This is a genomic window from Pectobacterium polaris, from assembly GCF_002307355.1.
GTDB classification, from domain to species: domain Bacteria; phylum Pseudomonadota; class Gammaproteobacteria; order Enterobacterales; family Enterobacteriaceae; genus Pectobacterium; species Pectobacterium polare.
In genome coordinates, this window is the sequence record NZ_CP017481.1 from 505,131 (window position 1) to 527,556 (window position 22,426).

18 protein-coding genes are annotated in these 22,426 nt (G+C 51.8%); 3 read left to right on the plus strand and 15 right to left on the minus strand.

All coding sequences use genetic code 11. The features are described from left to right. Positions 1-9 precede the first annotated feature (9 nt). The gene (gene fbp / locus BJJ97_RS02245; RefSeq protein ID WP_039487368.1) at positions 10-1,014 is read right to left on the minus strand and encodes a class 1 fructose-bisphosphatase; all 1,005 of its coding nucleotides are present in this window, start codon (positions 1,012-1,014) and stop codon (positions 10-12) included. 169 nt (positions 1,015-1,183) lie between these two features. Here fbp and mpl point away from each other — a divergent pair, with 169 nt between their 5' ends. Then, a complete protein-coding gene (gene mpl / locus BJJ97_RS02250) occupies positions 1,184-2,569 on the plus strand; it encodes a UDP-N-acetylmuramate:L-alanyl-gamma-D-glutamyl-meso-diaminopimelate ligase (RefSeq protein WP_095992947.1) in 1,386 nt (461 codons plus the stop codon). 112 nt (positions 2,570-2,681) lie between these two features. On the opposite strand, the gene BJJ97_RS02255 is transcribed toward mpl, so the two are convergent. The 11 genes from BJJ97_RS02255 to nnr form a co-directional block, all read right to left on the minus strand. Further along, positions 2,682-3,980 carry an adenylosuccinate synthase gene (locus tag BJJ97_RS02255; protein WP_095700691.1) on the minus strand — a complete coding sequence of 433 codons (1,299 nt, stop codon included), beginning with the start codon at positions 3,978-3,980 and terminating at the stop codon, positions 2,682-2,684. A gap of 99 nt (positions 3,981-4,079) precedes the next feature. Beyond that, on the minus strand, positions 4,080-4,280 hold the full coding sequence (locus tag BJJ97_RS02260; RefSeq protein WP_039487365.1) for a DUF2065 domain-containing protein: 201 nt from the start codon (positions 4,278-4,280) through the stop codon (positions 4,080-4,082). A gap of 127 nt (positions 4,281-4,407) precedes the next feature. Then, positions 4,408-5,400: a protease modulator HflC gene (gene hflC, locus BJJ97_RS02265; protein ID WP_039487362.1), complete on the minus strand. Its 993-nt coding sequence runs from the start codon at positions 5,398-5,400 to the stop codon at positions 4,408-4,410. Between the two features lie 3 nt (positions 5,401-5,403). Then, positions 5,404-6,660, minus strand: coding sequence for an FtsH protease activity modulator HflK (gene hflK, locus BJJ97_RS02270; protein ID WP_095700692.1), 1,257 nt, complete (start codon positions 6,658-6,660; stop codon positions 5,404-5,406). 96 nt (positions 6,661-6,756) lie between these two features. Next, complete coding sequence (gene hflX / locus BJJ97_RS02275; protein WP_095700693.1) at positions 6,757-8,037, minus strand: ribosome rescue GTPase HflX; 1,281 nt, start codon at positions 8,035-8,037, stop codon at positions 6,757-6,759. A gap of 94 nt (positions 8,038-8,131) precedes the next feature. Beyond that, positions 8,132-8,431, minus strand: a complete 300-nt coding sequence (gene hfq, locus BJJ97_RS02280; RefSeq protein ID WP_095992948.1) for an RNA chaperone Hfq — start codon at positions 8,429-8,431, stop codon at positions 8,132-8,134. A 113-nt stretch (positions 8,432-8,544) separates the two neighbouring features. Beyond that, positions 8,545-9,486 carry a tRNA (adenosine(37)-N6)-dimethylallyltransferase MiaA gene (gene miaA, locus BJJ97_RS02285; protein WP_095992949.1) on the minus strand — a complete coding sequence of 314 codons (942 nt, stop codon included), beginning with the start codon at positions 9,484-9,486 and terminating at the stop codon, positions 8,545-8,547. Then, the gene (gene mutL / locus BJJ97_RS02290) at positions 9,479-11,488 is read right to left on the minus strand and encodes a DNA mismatch repair endonuclease MutL (protein ID WP_095992950.1); all 2,010 of its coding nucleotides are present in this window, start codon (positions 11,486-11,488) and stop codon (positions 9,479-9,481) included. The genes miaA and mutL overlap by 8 nt, the downstream gene beginning before the upstream one ends. Positions 11,489-11,539: 51 nt before the next feature. After that, positions 11,540-13,210: an N-acetylmuramoyl-L-alanine amidase AmiB gene (gene amiB / locus BJJ97_RS02295; RefSeq protein ID WP_095992951.1), complete on the minus strand. Its 1,671-nt coding sequence runs from the start codon at positions 13,208-13,210 to the stop codon at positions 11,540-11,542. Continuing rightward, complete coding sequence (tsaE, locus tag BJJ97_RS02300; RefSeq protein WP_095700697.1) at positions 13,207-13,689, minus strand: tRNA (adenosine(37)-N6)-threonylcarbamoyltransferase complex ATPase subunit type 1 TsaE; 483 nt, start codon at positions 13,687-13,689, stop codon at positions 13,207-13,209. Before tsaE ends, amiB begins: the two co-directional genes overlap by 4 nt. A 5-nt stretch (positions 13,690-13,694) precedes the next feature. Beyond that, positions 13,695-15,263 (minus strand): bifunctional ADP-dependent NAD(P)H-hydrate dehydratase/NAD(P)H-hydrate epimerase, encoded by a 1,569-nt coding sequence (gene nnr / locus BJJ97_RS02305; protein WP_095700698.1) that lies wholly within the window; start codon positions 15,261-15,263, stop codon positions 13,695-13,697. Between the two features lie 157 nt (positions 15,264-15,420). Between nnr and queG the strand changes: the two genes are divergently transcribed. Continuing rightward, on the plus strand, positions 15,421-16,560 hold the full coding sequence (gene queG / locus BJJ97_RS02310) for a tRNA epoxyqueuosine(34) reductase QueG (RefSeq protein WP_095995310.1): 1,140 nt from the start codon (positions 15,421-15,423) through the stop codon (positions 16,558-16,560). Positions 16,561-17,088: 528 nt separating this feature from the next. On the opposite strand, the gene ahpF is transcribed toward queG, so the two are convergent. The 3 genes from ahpF to BJJ97_RS02325 all read right to left on the minus strand — a co-directional run bounded on the left by ahpF (position 17,089) and on the right by BJJ97_RS02325 (position 21,103). After that, positions 17,089-18,651 carry an alkyl hydroperoxide reductase subunit F gene (ahpF, locus tag BJJ97_RS02315; protein WP_095992952.1) on the minus strand — a complete coding sequence of 521 codons (1,563 nt, stop codon included), beginning with the start codon at positions 18,649-18,651 and terminating at the stop codon, positions 17,089-17,091. 128 nt (positions 18,652-18,779) lie between these two features. Continuing rightward, positions 18,780-19,343 carry an alkyl hydroperoxide reductase subunit C gene (gene ahpC / locus BJJ97_RS02320; RefSeq protein ID WP_095992953.1) on the minus strand — a complete coding sequence of 188 codons (564 nt, stop codon included), beginning with the start codon at positions 19,341-19,343 and terminating at the stop codon, positions 18,780-18,782. Between the two features lie 110 nt (positions 19,344-19,453). After that, positions 19,454-21,103 carry a DUF4153 domain-containing protein gene (locus BJJ97_RS02325; protein WP_095992954.1) on the minus strand — a complete coding sequence of 550 codons (1,650 nt, stop codon included), beginning with the start codon at positions 21,101-21,103 and terminating at the stop codon, positions 19,454-19,456. A gap of 513 nt (positions 21,104-21,616) precedes the next feature. On the opposite strand from BJJ97_RS02325, the gene BJJ97_RS02330 reads away from it, so the two are divergent. Continuing rightward, positions 21,617-22,414 (plus strand): hypothetical protein, encoded by a 798-nt coding sequence (locus tag BJJ97_RS02330; protein ID WP_095992955.1) that lies wholly within the window; start codon positions 21,617-21,619, stop codon positions 22,412-22,414. Positions 22,415-22,426 lie beyond the last annotated feature (12 nt).

The following is a 22,426-nucleotide window of genomic DNA, read 5'->3' on the forward strand; positions in this document are numbered from 1 at the left end:
TAATGTTAATTAGGCGTCTGGGAATTCACGGATGAAACGTTCGACGTCATCAACCATGGATTCTGTTCCTACGAAGAACGGTGAGCGCTGATGCAGCTTCTCTGGCGTGATATCCAGAATACGGTTTTTACCGTCGCTAGCCTTACCGCCCGCCTGCTCCGCCAGAAACGCCATCGGGTTGCATTCGTACAGCAAACGCAGTTTGCCTTTCGGATAGCTCGCGGTGCTTGGGTACAGGTAAATTCCGCCTTTCAGCAGATTACGGTGGAAATCTGCGACCAGTGAACCGATGTAACGCGACGTATAAGGACGCTGCGTTTCTTCATCCTGTTCCTGACAGTATTTGATGTATTTCTTCACGCCAGCAGGAAACTTGATGTAGTTCCCTTCGTTGATGGAATACATATTCCCTTTTTCCGGGAAGCAAACTTTTTCATGCGAGAGACAGAACACACCGAGCGACGGATCGTAGGTAAAGGCGTGAACGCCGTGACCCGTGGTATACACCAGCATGGTTGAAGAACCGTAAACGATGTAACCCGCAGCAACCTGCTGACTACCCGGCTGCAAGAAGTCAGCTTCCGTGACTGACGTACCCAGCGGCGTAATACGACGATAAATAGAGAAAATCGTACCGACAGAGACGTTCACATCAATATTCGACGAACCGTCCAGCGGATCCATCAGAACCACATACTTGGCATTTTCCGCCTTATCACCTTCAAAGATAACAATTTCGTCTTCTTCTTCGGAGGCAATACCTGCCACTTCACCACGTGCTTTTAATGCAGCTTTCAGTTTCTCATTGGCATACAGATCGAGCTTCATCTGCACTTCGCCCTGAACATTAGAAATACCGCTGGCTCCCAGGATATCAACCAAACCCGCTTTATTGATATCACGGTGAATAATCTTGGCACCCAGTTTAATAGCAGACAGCAGCGCGGTAAGCTCACCTGTGGCGTGAGAGAAATCGTGCTGTTTTTCGACGATAAATTCGCCTAACGTTTTCATAACACTATTCCAGAATCTACGGATGAAAAGCGGTTTCATTTCTGCACCGCCAACGTTTGCGCATGCAGTGTAGCCCAAAGAGAAAGTGAGTACCTAGTCAAATCCATTTCTTATGGCGGATTCATAGCGTTAGAATGTGACGCAGACTCACTGTGAAGATGGAAAATGTATGCGTATTCATATTTTAGGTATCTGCGGCACCTTTATGGGTGGCCTTGCCCTGCTTGCTCGTTCGCTGGGGCATGATGTCACAGGCTCAGATGCAAATGTTTATCCCCCCATGAGTACCTTACTTGAAGAGCAGGGAATCACGCTGATTCAGGGATACGATCCGGCACAGCTTAGCCCCGCTCCTGATTTGATCATCATCGGTAATGCGATGACGCGCGGAAACCCGTGCGTTGAGGCCGTGCTGGAACAGGGTTTACCTTATGTTTCCGGTCCACAGTGGCTGCATGATTATGTGCTGCGCGATCGCTGGGTGATTGCCGTTGCGGGCACACATGGCAAAACCACCACGGCGGGGATGGTCACCTGGATTCTGGAAGATTGCGGCTACCAGCCCGGCTTTGTGATCGGTGGCGTTCCCGGCAACTTCACCGTTTCCGCACGCTTAGGCGACAGCCCGTTCATGGTGCTCGAAGCCGATGAATATGACTGTGCATTCTTCGACAAACGCTCCAAATTCGTACATTACTGCCCAAGAACGCTGGTGCTCAACAATCTTGAATTCGATCACGCCGACATCTTTGACGATCTGAAAGCCATTCAGAAACAGTTCCATCATCTTGTGCGACTGGTGCCGGGCAGCGGGAAGATCATCCTGCCAGCCAATGACCTTAACCTCAAACAGGTGATGGGAATGGGATGCTGGAGTGAACAAGAACTGGTCGGCGAAGAAGGCACATGGCGGGCACAAAAAGTGTCGACCGATGCCAGCCAATATCAGGTTTACCTGAATAAAGAACTCGTCGGTGAAGTCCACTGGAAGCTGGTGGGTGAACACAACATGCACAACGGGCTGATGGCCATCGCTGCCGCTCACCACGTTGGCGTACTCCCCGCTGATGCTTGCCGCGCACTGGGTGGATTTATCAACGCTCGCCGTCGCCTTGAATTACGTGGTACAGAGCATGGCGTCACGGTTTATGACGATTTTGCGCATCACCCGACTGCGATTCTGGCGACGCTGTCGGCGCTACGTAGCAAAGTTGGCGGTACAGCGCGTATTCTGGCCGTACTTGAACCCCGCTCGAACACCATGAAATTGGGGATGTGCAAAAACGAACTGGCACCGTCATTAGGCCGCGCCGATGAAGTTTTCCTATTCCAGCCAGTACATATTCCATGGCAAGTGGTAGAAGTTGCGGAAGCCTGTGTACAGCCCGCTCACTGGAGTGCTGATATTGACACGCTGGTAGAAAACATCGTCAAGACTGCACAGCCTGGCGACCACATTCTGGTGATGAGCAACGGCGGGTTTAGCAACATCCACAATAAGCTGCTGGATGGCCTGAAGAACAAAGCGCAGAAGGCGAAAGAAGCTCAGGAATAACAGATAGAAGCCGTCGTTGCTTACATCACGGCGGCGAAACAGTAGATAGCAAAAGGACGGGAATCCCGTCCTTTTTCATCTTCGCATCACCCATTAATAATGGATGGCAAAATCAAGCGTCGAACGGATCGCGCAACACCATCGTTTCGCTACGATCTGGGCCGGTAGAAATAATATCAATCGGCACGCCAGTGATTTCTTCGATACGTTTGATGTAGTTCAGCGCAGCCTGCGGCAGTTTGCTGTGATCTTTCACGCCAAACGTGCTTTCAGACCAGCCCGGCACTGTTTCGTAAATCGGCTCAAGGCCTTCCCAGCCTTCAGCAGCCAGCGGAGTAGTATCCACTTCGGTGCCATTCGGCAAACGATAGCCTACGCAGATTTTAATCTCTTTCAGACCGTCCAGAACATCCAGCTTGGTCAGGCAGAAACCAGACAGCGAGTTGATCTGTACCGCACGACGTACGGCAACTGCATCCAGCCAGCCGGTACGACGACGACGACCCGTTGTCGCGCCAAACTCGTTACCTTTCTGAGACAGATGTTCGCCGACTTCTTCAAACAGTTCAGTCGGGAATGGACCTGCACCTACACGGGTAGAGTAAGCTTTAACGATACCCAGTACGTAGTCTACATAGCGTGGACCCAGACCAGAGCCAGTAGCAACGCCGCCCGCAGTGGTGTTTGAGGAAGTCACGTACGGATAAGTACCGTGGTCGATATCCAGCAGCGTACCCTGCGCGCCTTCAAACATGACGAAATCGCCACGCAGGTGCGCTTTGTACAGCAGATCGGAAACATCAACGACCATCGCAGTCAGAATATCGGCAATCGCTAACACGTCGTCCAACACTTTCTGGTAGTCGACAGCATCAGCTTTATAGTAGTTAACCAACTGGAAGTTATGGTATTCGACGATCTCTTTCAGTTTGACGGCAAAGGTTTCTTTATCAAACAGATCGCCAACGCGCAGACCACGGCGAGCAACTTTATCTTCATACGCAGGACCGATACCACGGCCAGTCGTACCAATTGCTTTCGCACCACGCGCTTTTTCACGCGCGTTATCCAGTGCGACGTGATAAGGCAGGATTAACGGACAGGCTTCAGAAAGCAGCAGACGTTCGCGTACCGGGACGCCACGCGCTTCAAGCTCCGTCATTTCTTTCATCAATGCGTCAGGCGCCAGCACAACACCGTTACCGATGATGCTGACAACATTTTCACGCAGAATGCCAGAAGGAATTAAATGAAGGACGGTTTTTTCACCGTTGATAACCAGCGTGTGGCCAGCGTTGTGTCCACCCTGATAGCGCACAACATATTTAGCCCGTTCAGTCAGCAGGTCAACGACCTTGCCTTTACCTTCGTCACCCCATTGGGTGCCCAGTACGACGACGTTCTTACCCATTTCAAGAATCACCAGGTTGCTTAAAAAAGGATTCTACCATCTCATTTGGATGCTTTCAGTACTTTTAGCACACGATTGCGCACATTTTTCCGCTTAATTTTAGCCACCCATCCGGCTACGCAACATGTAGTAGATCACGCACCCAGCAACAACTATTCCACCGCCAAAACGACGCAAAATAGTATCCGGCAACTGCGCTATCCCCAAAATCATACGCCGCCAGAGACCGGGAAACAGCAGCGGCCCCAGACCTTCGAGTACCAAAACCAGCCCGAGCGCCAGCCAAATCGTTGAATTCATAACAACCCCTTTTCCCGCTTCAAGTACGAACAGGACCAAAACCCGTGGATTTGTCTCTGCCAGAAAATGGCAAAAAAAAGCCCGGAGATATAACCCGGGCTTGATGAAAGACGTCAGTTAATGACTATCAGCGGCGTGGCAACACACTGTCCGGTGACTTCATGTAGCGGAAGAAGTCACTATCCGGGCTGAGAACCATTACGTCCTGATTACTACTGAAGCTGCTTTCATACGCACGCAGGCTACGAATGAAGGAGTAGAAGTCAGGATCTTCACTGAATGCGTTAGCAAACAGTTTCGCCGCTTCGGCATCCCCTTCACCACGAGTGATACGTCCCTGACGTTCAGCTTCAGCCAGCGTACGGGTAACTTCATAGTCTGCCGTCGCTTTCAGCTTTTCAGCTTCTTCCTGACCTTGTGAACGGTGGCGACGTGCTACCGCTTCACGCTCTGCACGCATACGTTGGTAAATCGCGTCAGACACTTCAGTTGGCAGGTTGATCTGCTTAATTCGCACATCGATAACCTCAATACCCAGCGCAGCCATACTGTTAGGGTTGATATGAGGTTCGTTGCTCGTTGTTTCTTTCTCAACACGTGCAGCAGCAGAAGCAATCGCATTATCGGCTTCGGTCGTTTCACCGGTACCGGTATTCAGCGCTTCACGCACGTCAGACATCAGTTGACCACGTGAGTCGGTAACAATGCCTTTCACATCCAGACGACCAATCTCAGAACGCAGACGGTCACTGAATTTACGTTTCAGCAGCACTTCAGCCTGAGAGATGTCACCACCGCCCGTTGCCAGATAGTAGCGGCTGAAATCGCTGATACGCCATTTGAGGTAGGAATCGACAATCAGGTCTTTCTGCTCTTTAGTGATAAAGCGGTCAGCCTGGTTTTCCATCGTCTGGATACGTGCATCCAGCATTTTCACTGAGTCGATAAACGGAATCTTGAACTGCAATCCCGGTACATAGATCAGCGGCTTATTCTCGTCATCACGCAATACTTTGCCAAAACGCATCACAATGCCGCGCTGGCCTTCCTGCACCACAAACAGTGACGCATAGACCACCATCAGTACCAGGATCAAGATAAATAGTAAGGGCTTACGCATCGATTATTCTCTCCCTACTCGAGTGAGGTCATCACGCTGCGCATTTGCTCTGCGCTGATCCATGATATTTCCATTGTTACTGCTACGCGTTTGGTTGCTATTCGCCGCACCGCTGCTGTTGCTAGGCAAACGCAGTGGATTAGCACTGCTGTTGTTGCTTTGCGTGTTTTCACCGCCTTGTCCGCGCAGCATCTGATCCAACGGCAGCACCATCAGGTTGCTTCCTTTGTCATTAACCAGAACTTTACGGGTATGGCTCAGCACGCGTTCCATCGTTTCGATATATAAACGCTCGCGGGTGATTTCTGGCGCAGCTTTATATTCCGGTAAGACTCTGGCAAAACGGGCAACTTCACCCTGAGCTTCCAGAACGGTACGCGTTTTATAAGCGCGAGACTCTTCCAGAATACGTTGAGCCTGACCGTTAGCACGCGGCTGTACTTCGTTCGCGTACGCTTCCGCTTCACGAATATATTGCTGTTCGTTTTCACGTGCGGCAATCGCATCATCAAACGCCGCCTTAACTTCTTCCGGCGGACGCGCGGTCTGGAAGTTGACGTCCAGCAGCGTGATACCCATGTTGTACGGACGAACCGTTTCTTCCAGTACACGCTGGGTATCCGTACGCACGATGGTACGGCCTTCCGTCAAAATTTTGTCCATCGTGTATTTACCAATAACGCCGCGCAGCGCACTGTCAGTTGCCTGACGCAGGCTGTCATCCGCATTGGTTACACTGAACAGATATTGTTCTGGCTGCGTGACACGATACTGCACGTTCATTTCAACGCGCACGACGTTTTCATCTGACGTCAACATCACGCCCGACGTCGCCAGTTCACGCACCGATTCAACGTTCACCGCGCGAACAGAATCGATAAAGGTCGGTTTCCAGTTAAGACCCGGACCAACCAAATGGCTGAACTTACCAAAGCGCGTTACGACACCGCGTTCCGCTTCTTTAATGGTATAGAAACCAGTAGCAGCCCAGATGACAACCGCAGCGACGGCAGCGATACCGACGATCCGGCCACCCAACGCTGGGCCACCAGAATTTCCACTGTTGCTTGAGCCAGAACCTTTTCCGCCACCCAGATCGCTGAGTTTTTTGCTCAGTTTACGGAAGATGTCGTCCAGATCCGGCGGCCCCTGATCTCGGCCACCTTTATTGTTATTTCCGCCAGAGTTGCCGCCATTATTGCTGCTGCTCCCCCACGGGTCGCGGTCTTGTCCGTTATTACCGGGCTGATTCCACGCCATGTTTTAGCTCCATTCTTTATGATAGGTGTTCTTCAGGTTCAATATCCCAGAGTCCGTCAGACTATTTCACCGTTCAGACTGTTTATGCCAGTCAAATCAGACAATATAGTCCATCAGTTCCTGCTCTTTTTTGCAGAGGCGGCGCCAGTCAGCAATCGGCATACGAATAACCAGACCAATTTGCCCATCCTCTTCAATCCATTCTTTTTCTATTGCCTGAAGCTGGTAAAAACGACTACGCAAGCGTCCTGCCTGCGGGGGAAGATGCAAGGTATGTTGTGCGATTTCCCCGGAAAGCCGCTCAGTTAATGCCTGAAATAGCAACGGAATACCGTCGCCAGTCTGTGCTGAAAGCCAGACCCGCACCGGTAGGTTCTCTTCGTTGCGATCGATACGCGGAACGAAATCATCCAGCATATCAATTTTGTTCATTACCAACAGCGCAGGTATTTCGTCCGCCTCAATTTCCGCCAATACGTCATCAACCGCTTCAATGTTCTCGTCAAGACGAGGATCGGCGGCATCAACAACGTGCAGCAGCAGCGAGGCCTGACGTGTTTCCTGTAATGTAGCCTTAAACGCAGCTACCAAATCATGGGGCAACTGCCGGATAAAACCTACGGTATCCGCCAACACCGTATCACCAACATCATCCACTTGAATGCGGCGCAATGTTGGGTCCAGTGTGGCAAATAACTGATCGGCGACATAGACACCCGCCGATGTAATCTTGTTAAACAGCGTGGATTTACCCGCGTTGGTATAGCCCACCAGCGAAACGGTGGGGACATCGGCACGAACCCGTGACCGGCGCCCTTGTTCACGCTGTTTTTCTACCCGTTCAAGACGCGACAGTATCTGCATGATACGGTTACGCAATAAACGACGGTCGGTTTCAAGCTGGGTTTCACCCGGGCCACGTAAACCGATACCGCCTTTCTGACGTTCGAGGTGCGTCCAACCGCGAACCAGTCGGGTCGCAAGGTGGCGCAGCTGTGCCAGCTCTACCTGTAATTTCCCCTCGTGCGTACGCGCACGCTGGGCAAAAATATCTAAAATCAGTCCGGTACGATCGATCACCCGGCACTCGCACAAACGCTCCAGGTTACGTTCCTGAGCAGGCGTCAGCGCATGATCAAACAGCACGACAAACGCGCCAGTTTCTTTTACTACCTGAGCAATTTCTTCAGCTTTACCTTCCCCAACAAAATACTTGGGATGAGGCGATTTACGGCTGCCAGTAACAACCTGCAAGGATTCAATACCGGCAGAAGAAACCAGAGATTCAAACTCCAGCAAATCTTCCGTATCTCTATCTTGCGAAAAGAAAATATGAACTAATATAGCCCGTTCACCTGATTCATAACGGTCAAACAAGCGAATAACCTCTCAAACGAGCAAAAAACACCACAGCGAAGGAGCCGAGCGATGCGTCCAGCTCTCCCGCGCCGTGGTGAATTGACAATACGCCTTATTCGGCGTCATCAGTTTCCTGCGACTGCTGCTGAGCAGTCGTGTTACTACCGTGATAGTTGTTGCTGCCGCCTGGATTGTTGCTATGGTGAGAGACTGGGCGAGAAGGAACAACTGTAGAGATGGCGTGCTTATAAACCATCTGACTTACCGTGTTTTTCAACAAAATCACGAACTGATCGAAAGATTCGATCTGACCTTGCAACTTAATACCGTTAACCAAATAAATCGAAACCGGAACACGTTCACGACGCAAAGCGTTCAAGAACGGATCTTGCAAAGATTGCCCCTTAGCCATTCTATATTTTCCTTATTTGTATGTTGTTTGTAACAAAGAACCCTATGGCTCTAAAATAACGGTGTAAAAAAACTTGCACGCTGAGACTCACCGATTGTACACAATCACTCGACCTATGCACTAACAACCTGTATGACCTTGTCCAGTGCTTCAGTCGGTTTCTCGCTATCCAGCCAGCAGACATCATCCCAACCGCGCAGCCAGGTCATTTGACGCTTCGCTAACTGACGCGTCGCACAAATTCCCCGATAAACCATCTCATCGTAATCAATTTCACCGGATAAATATGACCACATCTGGCGATAACCAACACAACGAATAGAGGGCATATCCGTATGAAGGTCATGCCGGGCAAACAATGTCCGGGCTTCTGTCTCAAAACCTGCCGCCAACATCTGATGAAAACGCTGTTCAATCCGTTCATGCAACAATTCACGCGTCGCCGGGGCGATAGCAAACTGATGAACCTGATAGGGCAGCGCGTCGCCAGACGTTTTTGTCAGTTCAGTTAAAGTGTTACCTGAAACGAAAAAAACTTCCAGTGCTCGCGAGAGTCTCTGCGGATCATTTGGATGAATCCGAATTGCAGCTACCGGATCGATCTCACTGAGCTGCCGATGCATCGCTTCCCAGCCGATTTCTTTTGCCTGCTCTTCAATACGTTGACGCACGGCGGCATCGGCTGACGGCAGAGGAGAAAGTCCCTCTAGCAGCGCCTTGAAATACAGCATCGTCCCCCCGACTAACAGGGGAATGCGCCCGGCAGCGGTAATGTCCGCCATCTCACGTAGCGCATCGCGGCGAAAATCGGCCGCAGAATAGGATTCTGTCGGATCGAGAATATCGATTAACCGATGCGGGGCCAGTGCCAGCTCTTCCGCACTCGGTTTCGCCGTCCCAATATCCATATCTTTATAGATGAGGGCGGAATCTACGCTAATCAACTCTACCGGCAAATATTCTCGTAACGCCATTGCCAATGCCGTTTTTCCTGACGCCGTCGGCCCCATGATAAAAATGGCGGGCGGCAACGACGCTTGTTCTACATCACTCATGCTTTAAAGCCTTGATGGCATCCTGGATGTCCATCATAAATAAAAGTTCAGACGGCGGTGCTTTCGCCAACTGCGGACAAAGCCGCTCGACATCCGCCAGTAATTGTATGGCCTGAGAATGACTCCAGCTTTCCTGCTCACTCTGCAATCGCGTTGCCATCCACGATGCCAATTCGCCAGGTTCCACCTGCTGTGTCTCAACCGTCTGATAGTCGGCCAGATAGCCTATCAGTTCAGAGATCAAGTTTTGTAAATTTTGTTGGCGCAATGGTAAAGGTACGGCACGCAATGTGGCACGCTGTGACTCAACCACGACTTCAATACCAAAACGCGTCAGCAAAGCGTGATGGGCAGACAAAACGTTCAGCTCAGATTTACTCAACGTCAGGCGCTGAGGAATCAGTAACGGCTGCGCCCGCAACCCTTCTTCCGACGGCGTTAACTGCACCGCTTTCAGATAGCGTTCAGCAACGGAAAGCGACAGCATCGCCAATCCCTTATGGTACTCCAACAGCGCGTAGCACGGCGGATAAACCGTCAATACCCGCCCAAAACCGTTCGATTGGCTTTCCAGCGGTGGTTCAACCGGCGCACGTTGCTTATTATTGCTGGCTGCGGTGTCCGTCGCGGTTCGAGTTGGCGGTGCGTCATGCGATACCGTGGAGGGGACAACCCTATCCGGCGACATAATGTGACTCGACGGTACAGAAATACGCTCGCCAGACGACGGCGGTGCACTTGCTGCGCTATCCGCTGGTTGCAGCAGCGCCTTATACAGATCACCCTGCTTCTTCTGGTACGGATTCTCTGACTGATAGCCGGGATAAGCAGACTCTCTCGCCTGACCGGAATGACCCGCGCGCGGCGTTTTCCCACCATACGACGGCGAACTATCGCTACGTGACGGCTGGGCAAAGTGGTTTTCACCTGCGGCAGTGCGGTTTTCCTGCTGCCATTGCACGGGTTTCCCGGTCTCTGGCTCTGTCATGCCAAGCGCCGGTGAGGATGCCTGTTGCAGAACGGACATCACCGCCTGATAGATGAAGTCATGCACCAGACGTGCCTGATGAAACCGCACCTCATGCTTGGCAGGATGCACATTGACATCCACCTGATGCGGGTCGATCTCCAGATACAACACATAGGCGGGTTGCTGATCGTCGCTGAGCTGATCCTGATACGCCTGCCGGATGGCATGATTAATCAGCCGATCGCGCATCATGCGCTGGTTCACGTAGCAATACTGCATATCCGGTAATTGTTTAGCCCCAACCGGATCTGCCACCCAGCCATGAATGGTGAGATCGCCGTGTTGCCATGATACCGCCAGCGCATGTTGCAGGAACGTCGCACCGCAGATGCTGCCCAGACGGCGTTCATACTGGTTTTTATCAGGCGCAGCACGATACTGCCGCATCAGCTTACCGTTATGATGCAGTGTGATGGCGACATCGAAACGCGCCAGTGCGATGCGACGCACCACCTCATCAATATGTGTGAATTCAGTTTTTTCGGTGCGCATAAATTTACGGCGGGCGGGCGTGTTATAAAACAGATCCAGCACTTCCAGCGTGGTGCCCACTGGATGGGCGGCAGGTTTGACCGTTACCACCATGTCGCGCCCTTCGGCATAGGCCTGCCAAGCTTCGGATTGTTCGGCAGTGCGCGATGTCAGGGTTAAACGAGAGACGGAACTGATACTCGCCAGCGCTTCGCCGCGAAACCCCATACTAACGATGGCTTCCAGATCGTCGAGCGTCGCAATTTTGCTGGTCGCATGACGCGCCAGCGCCAGCGTTAATTCATCCTTTCCGATACCCGAGCCATTGTCACGAATACGGATCAGCTTCGCGCCGCCGCGTTCTATGTCGATATCAATCCGGGTCGCGCCTGCATCCAGACTGTTTTCCACCAGCTCCTTCACGACCGAAGCCGGACGCTCAACCACTTCTCCGGCAGCGATCTGGTTAGCCAGTTGCGGTGGCAACACCTGAATCGGCATGGCGTATCCCTCTTACTATCCTCAATCTATCGACATCGCCAGCATGAAGAATCAGGCAGACGGAATAACCAGCGTTTGCCCCAGCTGTACCGCGCCGGAGCGCATATTATTCGCCTGTTGGATCTCTTTCATACTGACACCGTACCGGGCAGCAATCGCACTCAGGCTATCACCCTTTACGACCTTATGCTTCACTGGTGCGACCTTTTTGAGCGCAGGTGTCGATGCCGTCTGCTTCGTTCCTGTCGCCGGAATATTCAAGCGCTGCCCAACCCAGACGATGTCCTTGTTCAGCTTATTCACGTCACGCATAGCCGCGAGACTGACGCCATAGCGCCGGGCAATGGAAGAGAGCGTTTCGCCACGCGCGACGGTATGACGCGTGCTGCCCGCACTCGCTTTTGCCGCAGTTACGTTACCGCCCGACGTTGCTCTATCACTTGCCGCCGACTGTAGTGGGCGGCTTTCCTGCTTTGGGAGGGATTGAATCGGGTGAGTTTGGAAGTAACTTCTCAGACCCTGATAAATCGCATTGGCGAGTTTTTCCTGATAGTCGTTGCTCCCCAACAGCCGCTCTTCCGAGACATTGGTGATAAATCCAGTTTCCACCAGCAGAGAAGGAATATCCGGCGAGCGCAACACGCCCAAACTCGCGTGCTCAGGCAGTCGTTTATGCAGCCCTCCGACACGCTGAAGCTCACGCAGCACCTTGGTCGCGACGTCATACCCCACCCGCTGGGAGTGACCAAATTGCAGATCCAGTACCGCCTGACTGAGGTAAGGATCGGCACTGCTGTTCGCCAGTAGATCGCCCGCACCGCCCAGCAGTTCAGACTGCTTCTCATGCTGCTCCAGCCAGTTTGCCATTTCACTGTTCGCACGGCGGTTGGACAGTACCCAAACAGACGCGCCTTTAGCATTACGGTTCGGCGCCGCATCCGCGTGAATCGACACTAACAAATTCGCGCCCTGCTTACGCGCCACGTCCGAACGCCCCATGACGGAGATAAAGTAGTCGCCGTCACGCGTCAGCACGCCTTTAAAGGCCGGATCGTTATTCAGTAAAATTTGTAGCTTACGCGCGATAGAAATGGTGACATTTTTCTCCCGCAGCCCGTTCGTGCCAATCGCCCCTGGATCCTGCCCACCGTGCCCCGCATCAATCGCCACAACAACGCGTTCATTCCCCTGTCGTGCTGGCGCACGAGTAGATGACGAACTGGTATTGACGGCAACAGTCGGTTTGTTGGTAAAAGGATTTTTGGCCGGTTCTGCCGGCGCGCTATTTTGCTGACGTGAAGCCGGAGGCGCAGAAGCTTGCACCGTTTTGGCTTTATCGCCCGTGATGGTGAAAACAACAGCGTAACCCGATCCTTCTTTTTGCGTCACCGCACGCGTTTTAGCCGCTTGGGTTAAATCCAGCACCAAACGCAGGCTTTGTGCGTCCTGCGCGTTACTGGTTCGCACACGCTTAATCAGATTTTGCCCGCTGAAATCCAGCGGCAGCCCCTGAATGACGCCAGTCTGACGAATATCGATGACCACTCTGGCGGGGTTACTGAGTGGGAAAAAAGCATAAATCGGCTGACCGCTAAAGCTCAGGCGCACCGTAGCCTGACCTGATGCATTATCCACCTTGATATCCGACAGATTGGCCGCCCACGCCGAGCTTGCCAGCAACAGCCATACGCCGATGAACAGCTTAACCATACGACTCATCATGATTCTGTTGTTCCTGGCTGAAGAGAAAAACGTTGCAACATCGCGTCTCCCGCCGCAGAGACAGCGGACAGTTCAGCCTGTCGGCCCTGATCCTGATAGCGCAAATGCAGTTCGATATCCGCATCGGGCAGCACGCCTGCGCCCTGTTGCGGCCATTCAATCAAGCAGATGGCATCCTGTGTCAGATAATCGCGGATCCCCATAAACTCCAACTCTTCCGGGTCGGCCAGTCGATAGAGATCAAAATGGTAGACAGCCAGCGGCGATAACGCATAAGGCTCGACCAGCGTATAAGTGGGGCTTTTAACATTGCCCTGATGACCGCGCGCCTGTAGGAAACCGCGACTAAACGTCGTTTTCCCCGCACCGAGGTCGCCATAAAGGTGGATAACACAAGCACCGTCACAGGCTTTCGCCAGCGCCGTACCTAAAGAAATCGTTGCTGCCTCATCCGGCAGAAGTAAGACTATTTTTTTCATTCTATCTATTGTTCTAAAAACATAGGTTCTGAAAGCATCGGCTCGAGAAACACCCGCTCGGGATTAACATATCGGAACAACACAGGCAGTAAATCGGTTGCCAGCATACCTCGGGTACCGCGTCGCGCTGCCAGCCAATCGGCCGCCGCACCGTGAACGACACACCCTGCACAGGCAGCATCATACAGCGAGAGCTTTTGCGCCAGCAAACCGCCAACGATACCCGACAGCACATCACCCATGCCACCTGTCGCCATACCGGGGTTTCCTACATCAGCAATGGCAACCTCGTCTCGCTCGCTGGCAATCACCGTTCCCGCACCTTTCAATACGACAACGCCACCATAGCGTTTTACCAACTTTGTGGCCGCAAGTAAGCGATCACTTTCAATATCAGAGACGCGGCAATTCAGTAAACGTGCCGCCTCACCGGGGTGAGGTGTCAGCACGCGATTTTGCCGCTTATGCGGGTTGATTGCCAGCAGGTTAAGCGCATCCGCATCCCATAACATGGGTTTGTTACAATTTTCTGCCAGACGCAGCGCGCTTTTGCCCCATTCATCCTGCCCTAAACCGGGACCAATCACCACGACATCAGCCCATTCCAGCCCCTGTCGCAGCGTCTCTGTCGTCAGTTCTTGCACCATCAGCTCAGGCCGAGCCGTCAGAAACGCCGATTGATACTGTTTGTGAGTAAGTACTCGCACTAATCCTGCGCCGCTGTGTAACGCTGCATCCGCAGCCATCAATACCGCACCGCCTAAGCCGACGTTGCCGCCTACCACCAGCAGCCTGCCGTTATCACCTTTATGTTGTCCAGCTGGACGAGGCGTCAACCACTCAGGAAGTTGCGCCGCGGTCAGCCGCCGTATCGGCGCGGTTTGATCGTCCAGCCACGCCTGCAACCCTAACGAATGATAATGTAATGTGCCGACGTGCTCACGGGCGCGACCGGTCAGCAGTCCCGGTTTCAGCGCGATAAACGTCACCGTCTGCGCCGCACAAATCGTAACGCCTGCACAGGCGCCGGTTTCAGCATGTAAGCCAGAGGGAATATCCAGTGAAACAATGGGAGCGGGATAGGCATTCGCCTGCGTCATTAACGTAGTATAAGGCGCACGCGGGGCAGCAGAAAGACCGGTTCCCAGTAGACCATCCACAATGAGATCGATCCCGTCCGGCCACGGCATATCGCCATCCTGCGCACTAACCTCCTGGATATGACCGCCCTGCTCCAGCCAGCGCTGCCGGGCAAGATGAGCCTCGTCGGGCAGCGGCTTATCGCTGGTGCAGGCAACAACATCGACCTCCATACCCGCCGCCAGCGCCAAACTGGCGACCACATATCCATCGCCGCCGTTATTGCCGTGTCCAGCCAGCACTCGCCAGCGTCGAGCAGAGGGATAGCATTGGCGAGCCACCTGAAATGCGGCTTCTCCCGCACGCTGCATGAGTTCCCACAGCGAAAGCCCCGACTCACTGGCCGCTCTGGCTTCTTCACGCCGCACCCACTCGGCGTAAAACACCGAGTCAGGCAAATCATCTTCTCGCTTCCGGTCGTGACACGTCATCATTTGCTCTTCGTTTTCATGACAATTTTTTCATTACAATGACTTAAAATTAGCAAGCAACCTAAACGACCGCCAGCATTCCGCACGTCTCAGCAGGCATCGGCTCTGCGGCGCGAATATGGTAACATCAGCGCGTCTTGTTTATTTCTGTGGCCCCATCATGTCATACCCCTACGATCTCAACGAATTAGCACAACACATCAAACAATGGGGACAGGCATTAGGGTTCCAGCAGGTCGGCATCTGCGACACCGATTTGTCCGCAGAAGAACCTCGGCTTCAGGACTGGCTGGATAAGCAATACCACGGAGAAATGGACTGGATGGCGCGCCACGGCATGTTACGATCGCGTCCGCATGAATTGCTGCCCGGCACACTGCGCGTCATCAGTGTACGTATGAATTATCTGCCTGCCAAAGCCGCATTCGCCAGTACCTTAAAAAACCCAGAGCTCGGTTACGTTAGCCGTTATGCGCTGGGCCGCGATTACCACAAGCTGCTACGCCAGCGTCTGAAAAAGCTCGGTGACCAGATTCAGGAATACTGCGGTGAATTGAATTTTCGCCCCTTTGTCGATTCAGCACCCATTATGGAACGCCCTTTGGCTGCGAAAGCCGGGCTTGGCTGGGTTGGTAAACACTCACTAATTCTGAACCGAGAAGCGGGCTCCTGGTTCTTTCTCGGCGAACTGCTGATCGATTTACCCCTGCCCGTCGATCGCCCACAGGAAGAACAGTGCGGTCGATGTGTCGCCTGCATGACCACCTGCCCAACCGGCGCAATTGTCGCACCTTATACCGTTGATGCCCGCCGCTGCATTTCCTATCTGACGATCGAATTGGAAGGTCCGATTCCTGAAGAATTTCGTCCGCTAATGGGTAATCGCATCTATGGCTGCGATGATTGTCAGCTGATTTGCCCGTGGAATCGGTTTTCACAGCTTACCGACGAGGCGGATTTCAGCCCGCGTGCCGCGCTGCATACGCCAGAGCTACTGACGCTATTCGGCTGGAATGAAGAGAAATTTCTGCGCATTACGGAAGGATCGCCGATCCGGCGCATCGGCCATCTCCGCTGGCTACGTAATATTGCCGTCGCACTGGGGAATGCACCCTATCAGGATAGTATCGTGCTGGCGCTGCAAGCTCGTCTGGGTGAAAGCGAACTGTTGGATGAACATATCCACTGGGCGATTCGTCAGCAGTTGGAACGTCGCGCGTTACTGGAAATTGACGTCCAATCCACACAGAAAAAGCGACTTATTCGTGCAGTAGAGAAAGGATTACCGCGTGATGCGTGAGCCGCTCAAACTCTTGTCATCAGTTTGTCGCACGCGCTGTGAATAAATAAAAAAAACCGTTGCCAATCAACTGTCACAAAAAGTACAAGCGATAGTTATACCGTTTTATAAGTAAAATTTATGAATAGATATCAATAAGATACTCTACAGTATTTTATCAAAAATATAGCGTGATTAATAAATAACCAACAGATAGCCTGTGGATAAGTCTGTTAAGAAGAATATTATTTTTTGTATTAACTGATAAAAAAATGATGTGGATTTGAGGTAACGCTTGTGCTCGAAATATGATGCTGCGTAGACAGTAAAAAACGGGCAACAGCACAAAGCGGCGAGCATTATGGATTTCTTATTGTCCTTTAGCAAGGGCTGAGATCTAATTTTTACGATCGAAGGGGAATTTTATGATCAAAAGAAAAAACGCGGCGACACCTCTTTATGAGGCATCGCCGCGCGGAACGTTAAGATCGTCGTCAGAGAAACAGAAGGATGGCAAATATATCTACCTTCGTCCTCAACAGGCCGATGTTATGCGCGGGTTCTGATCAGATAATCAAAAGCGCTCAAGGACGCTTTTGCACCTTCACCCGTCGCGATAATGATCTGCTTGTACGGCACCGTCGTACAGTCGCCGGCAGCAAAGACCCCTTTCACGCTGGTTTCGCACTTAGCATCGATCTCAATTTCACCGATGCGGTTTCTGGCTACCGTGCCTTCCAGCCAGTGTGTGTTAGGCAGCAGGCCAATCTGTACGAAGATCCCTTCCAGCGCAACATCATGCACCGTCTCGGTAATACGATCTTTATAACTCAGCCCCGTCACCTTCTGCCCATCGCCTTTCACTTCGGTAGTTTGCGCATTCAGGATGATGTCAACGTTCGGCAGGCTACGTACTTTTTCCTGTAATACCGAATCCGCTTTCAGTTCTGGGGCAAACTCAAGCAGCGTGACATGTTTCACCACGCCAGCCAGATCGATAGCCGCTTCGACACCGGAATTTCCGCCGCCAATCACCGCGACGTGCTTACCTTTAAACAGCGGGCCATCACAGTGCGGGCAGTATGTTACGCCACGCGTACGGTACTGATCTTCGCCGGGTACATTCATGTTTCTCCAACGCGCGCCGGTCGCAATGATCACACTGCGCGCTTTCAGCGTCGCGCCGGATACGGTGATCACCTGATGCGGTTTACCCGGTTCACCGCCAGGAATTAAGGCTTCTGCACTCTGCGCGTCGATCACGTCGACATCGTAGTCATCAACATGACTCTTCAGCGCGGTCGCCAGTTTGGCCCCTTCCGTTTTCGGCACGGAAATGTAGTTTTCAATATCGACGGTATCCAGTACCTGACCGCCAAAGCGCTCACCGACTAATCCGGTGCGGATGCCTTTACGCGCCGAATAGACCGCCGCTGCTGCACCCGCCGGGCCGCTACCGATGATTAACACATCATAGACGTCGCGTTGGTTCAGCTTCTCAACCTGTTTAGCGCCTGCGCCAGTATCGATTTTAGTCACAATCTCAGCCAGGCTCGTCCGACCTTGACTGAAGTGCTCGCCGTTCAGGAAAATGGTGGGAACGCCCATGACATTACGGCTTTGGATCTCATCCTGAAACACCCCGCCATCAATCGCGGTATGAGTAATATTCGGATTCAACACCGCCATTAAATTCAGCGCCTGCACTACGTCCGGGCAGTTGTGGCAGGACAGCGAGTAATACGTTTCAAAGTGGAACGAACCGTCAAGATGGCGGATTTGATCGAGTAATTCTTTCGCTTCTTTCGACGGATGACCGCCCACCTGCAATAACGCCAGAATCAGGGAGGTAAATTCGTGTCCCATTGGCGCACCAGCAAAACGCGGGCCGCTTTGGGAACCTGGATTGGTAATCAGGAATGAAGGCTTACGTACTGCCAGATCATTCTTTTCAATAAAACTTACCCGATCGGACAGCTCAGCAATCTCAGCCAGCAGGGTTCTGACTTCAGCAGATTTAGCAGAGTCATCCAGAGTCGCAACCAACTCAACAGGTTTGGTTAATTTTTCCAGATAGGCTTTCAACTGGACTTTCATCGTATTGTCGAGCATTGGTCGTCCTTAATTAGGCAAGTAGGTACAAAAGCAAAATCGTGCGGGGTGCTGGCCCCAAAAAGCCGGGCCAGAAAAATCGGGTGCAACGCACCCGACAAGACAGTCATATTTTCCGAGGTGTTAGCTTAGATTTTTCCAACCAGATCCAGAGACGGTGCCAGCGTAGCCTCACCTTCTTTCCACTTGGCTGGGCACACTTCGCCCGGGTGAGAAGCCACGTACTGCGCCGCTTTCACTTTGCGCAGCAGGTCAGAGGCATCGCGACCAATGCCTTCAGCCGTGATTTCTACCGCCTGAATGATGCCCTGTGGGTCAACGATGAACGTACCGCGATCGGCCAGGCCTTCTGCTTCGCGCATGTTTTCAAAGTTACGCGTCAGTTGGCCGGTTGGGTCACCGATCATGGTGTATTTGATTTTGCCAATGGTTTCAGAGCTGCTGTGCCATGCTTTGTGCGTGAAGTGGGTGTCGGTGGAAACAGAATAGATTTCCACGCCACGCTGTTGGAATTCGTCGTAGTGGTCAGCGACATCACCCAGTTCGGTCGGGCAGACAAACGTAAAGTCAGCCGGATAGAAGAAGAACACGCTCCATTCGCCTTCGATGTTCTTCTCAGTCACTTCAATGAATTGACCGTCTTTGAAAGCCATGTTTTTGAATGGTTTAACTTGGGTATTAATTACTGACATCACTTTATCCTCATGTGTTTTCGCATGCGGCTAAAGTACAGAAACGTGATCGCTATCACCAATCCGTTGTCTGTATCGAATCAATAAGTAATACCTAACGTAGCGTGAAATCAGGGATACGTGATCTCCATATTCTGCTCACCGATCCTGACCGTCTTGAAGCGTGGCGTAACCGCTTCAACCTTGCCGTTCTTAATCAGTGTAATCAGTCGTTCCGTGCCCATCGTGCTAAACAGGCTGGCCGCAATCTGCCATTGCCCCTGTTCATCACGAGCGAGAATCTTGCCACCACCTCCCCAGCCTACTCTGGGGAAAATGAGCACCTCGTTATGGCCATCACCGGTCAAATCAATCGCAAAGAGCAGGCAAGCAATTTCTCTGCACCTATTGCCCAGATTATCGCCCTGCAACATGCTTTCAACTCCGTCCTCCAACGGCCCCACCCATTCGACCTGAACGGGGAGTACTTTTGCGGGGCGCCCCTGCAACCGATCGCGCAGTGCCTGACGTCCTGCCTCATCCAGTATCCGGTCTTGCTTCAATTCTTCAGCCAGCCAGGTAAACTGCTGCCTGCCCGCCGTCCCTAACTCATCACGCAGCGCCCACAGGTCAAATTCATCGACCGGCGTTTTCCCGCTAAGCAGACGCTGAACCTGATTTCTCGCACTAAACGCTTCTGGGTTTAACAACGGCGTATGCAGCAATACCATCAGAACGCAGGTGACAGCCGCGAGCAGCGGATTGCTGCTGCGCAAATTCCCCAACCAGACGCCAGAGCGGCGGATGACGGCCCATACCATCGCCAGGCTATAAAACATCGCGATCGCCACGACGAAAATCGACTGAAAACGGAAAGGCGTCAGGCCATACTGTTCGATGCGCAGCCAGCTGGAATAGCCCGCTAGTCCCACCAAAATCGGCAGGCACATCACACTGGCGCTAACCAGCCCGCGTAAAACCAACGGGTAAGCACGGCCTTCGTTATCATCCTGAGACGCACAGTTAATCAGAAAGAGGTTTACGCCCATCAGGCATAATAGAATGGCGGTGGAACTGCCTGTCTTCCATATCGGTTCCAGCCCGCTAAAAGGCAGCGTCAAGGTGAAAACTACCGTAATCAGTGCACTAAACGGCAGCAGAAAACGGCAAGTCGATAGCAGAATTCCGCGCAGCAACCCGATTACGGTTTCTTTGGTCATTCCGATATACATGCCGAGAGAAAACACCACCGGCAAAAGCAGCATATAGAATCGGTAATGACTGAATACTTTATTTACCTGCCGGAATCCCAACATGTTGAACAGCATGCCGCACAGCACGAGCAGCAACACGACGACCAGAACGAGTAGCCAGGCCAATAGCACAGTAAAAATATTGCTCCAGGCGTGTTTACAGAGTGCGTCATAGGACGGCCACCGCCCTTCACGGTCTGGCCAACTGCAAATGAAAGTACAGCAGATATAACCGAGGAGGATGCCACACAGCACCCAGGAATCCAGCAATCGGAATAGTCCATTTTCGAAGAGGATCCAGCCGCTGATGGCGGTCATCAGCACGGTCAGCACGCCGGCCAACAGCCACGTCTTTTTCACAAAGAGAGTGCGTTCCAGCAATTGCAGACTGATGCCGCCAACCACCGCCATCGTTATGAGCATTCCCTGAAGAACGCCCTCTTTCATTTCCAGCGCCGCGACAAGGAGCAACCCCTGAAGCAGGCCAATAGCCAGATAAAACTTTAACAATGGAGAATGGGCGGACATGGCAAATCCTTTTGTCGACGTACATCACATGTTGGGCGGTGGTGTAGAAACTTTTTCACCACTCGAATGATGTGGGGTAACAAGATGAGAATAGTGCGAGCAGTCTACAAGTAAACGCCTCAGGTATCACGCTTCGGTGACAAGTTTGCAACACCCTGTTTTCCCGTAATAACACCACGAGAAAGTGCGCTAAAATTTAACGCATTCAGAATAGTCACATCAAAACATTAGCAATGAATATAATTTAATAGAAATAATATTAAAATAAAACATCACTGGAATTAAATAATAATAAGCTCAGTAAAACGCTCACCTAATATATCAACACGGGCTATAAATCTATTTCAACATAACCACAAAGAATTAAAGTTATTTAATTCAATTGCCGATTTTATACTAATACCCATATCGCGGTTTGTCTGAGTCTTATGGCTACAGCGCGCAGACGCTGTATTCCGCCCTATGGTATGAACACAACACCCAGATGTCAGCCTGCTACCTGGAAACCTGAAGATGATTAATTTAAATAACCTTCCCGCCACCAAAAGCATTGATGTTAGAGACACCGTAAAAACAAACTCATCTTCGGTAACAGGCAACACGTCGAACAAAACGACGTCATCCGTCTCCTCAAATGAATCAACAACAAAAGATAAAAGCAGCGTATCGTCGCTGGCACGGCAGTTGAATGATGCCGCAACACGCGCAGAAGCGAGGGATAACAGCAATAGCCGTGGAAAACTGGCGTCATATGCACATTCGGTCATCGAAGAACTGGCTGGTAGCAGCTATGAAAGCCGCCGAAAAGCGCTGGCTGAAGAATTACCTGATACTAATGACCCGCAATTACTTGCTCGCGCAAAGCAAGCTAATGACTTCGCTAACGGTCATGGCTCAAACCCTTTTAAAGGACTCTCTCGCGATCAGCTCTCACTCATTATTTACGATGATAGCAATACCTTTACCGTCAACGAGCGCAGAGCGGCATTGCATGAGTCAAATGAAATAGAAAGCGCCTGGAGCCACCGAGTCGTAGCGCAAAGCAAGCAAGAATGGAATCGGGGGGAATTTAAACAAACAGAGTTCTTCAAACTTGTTCTGGAACACTATGAAGGCTTGCCGTTAATCGAACAGGTACAAGCTCCCGCCAACTACGAATCTCGACTCAAACATCTAATCGAAATGGATTACAACTTTGTGACCGGCGAGCCAGGGAAAAATGCGAACCCGCTGAACAATCTATTCGACCTGCTTTTACCACGTAATATCCCAATGGGAAGCAATACAACTACTGCGGGAAAGGCTGAATAAGCAAAATCAATA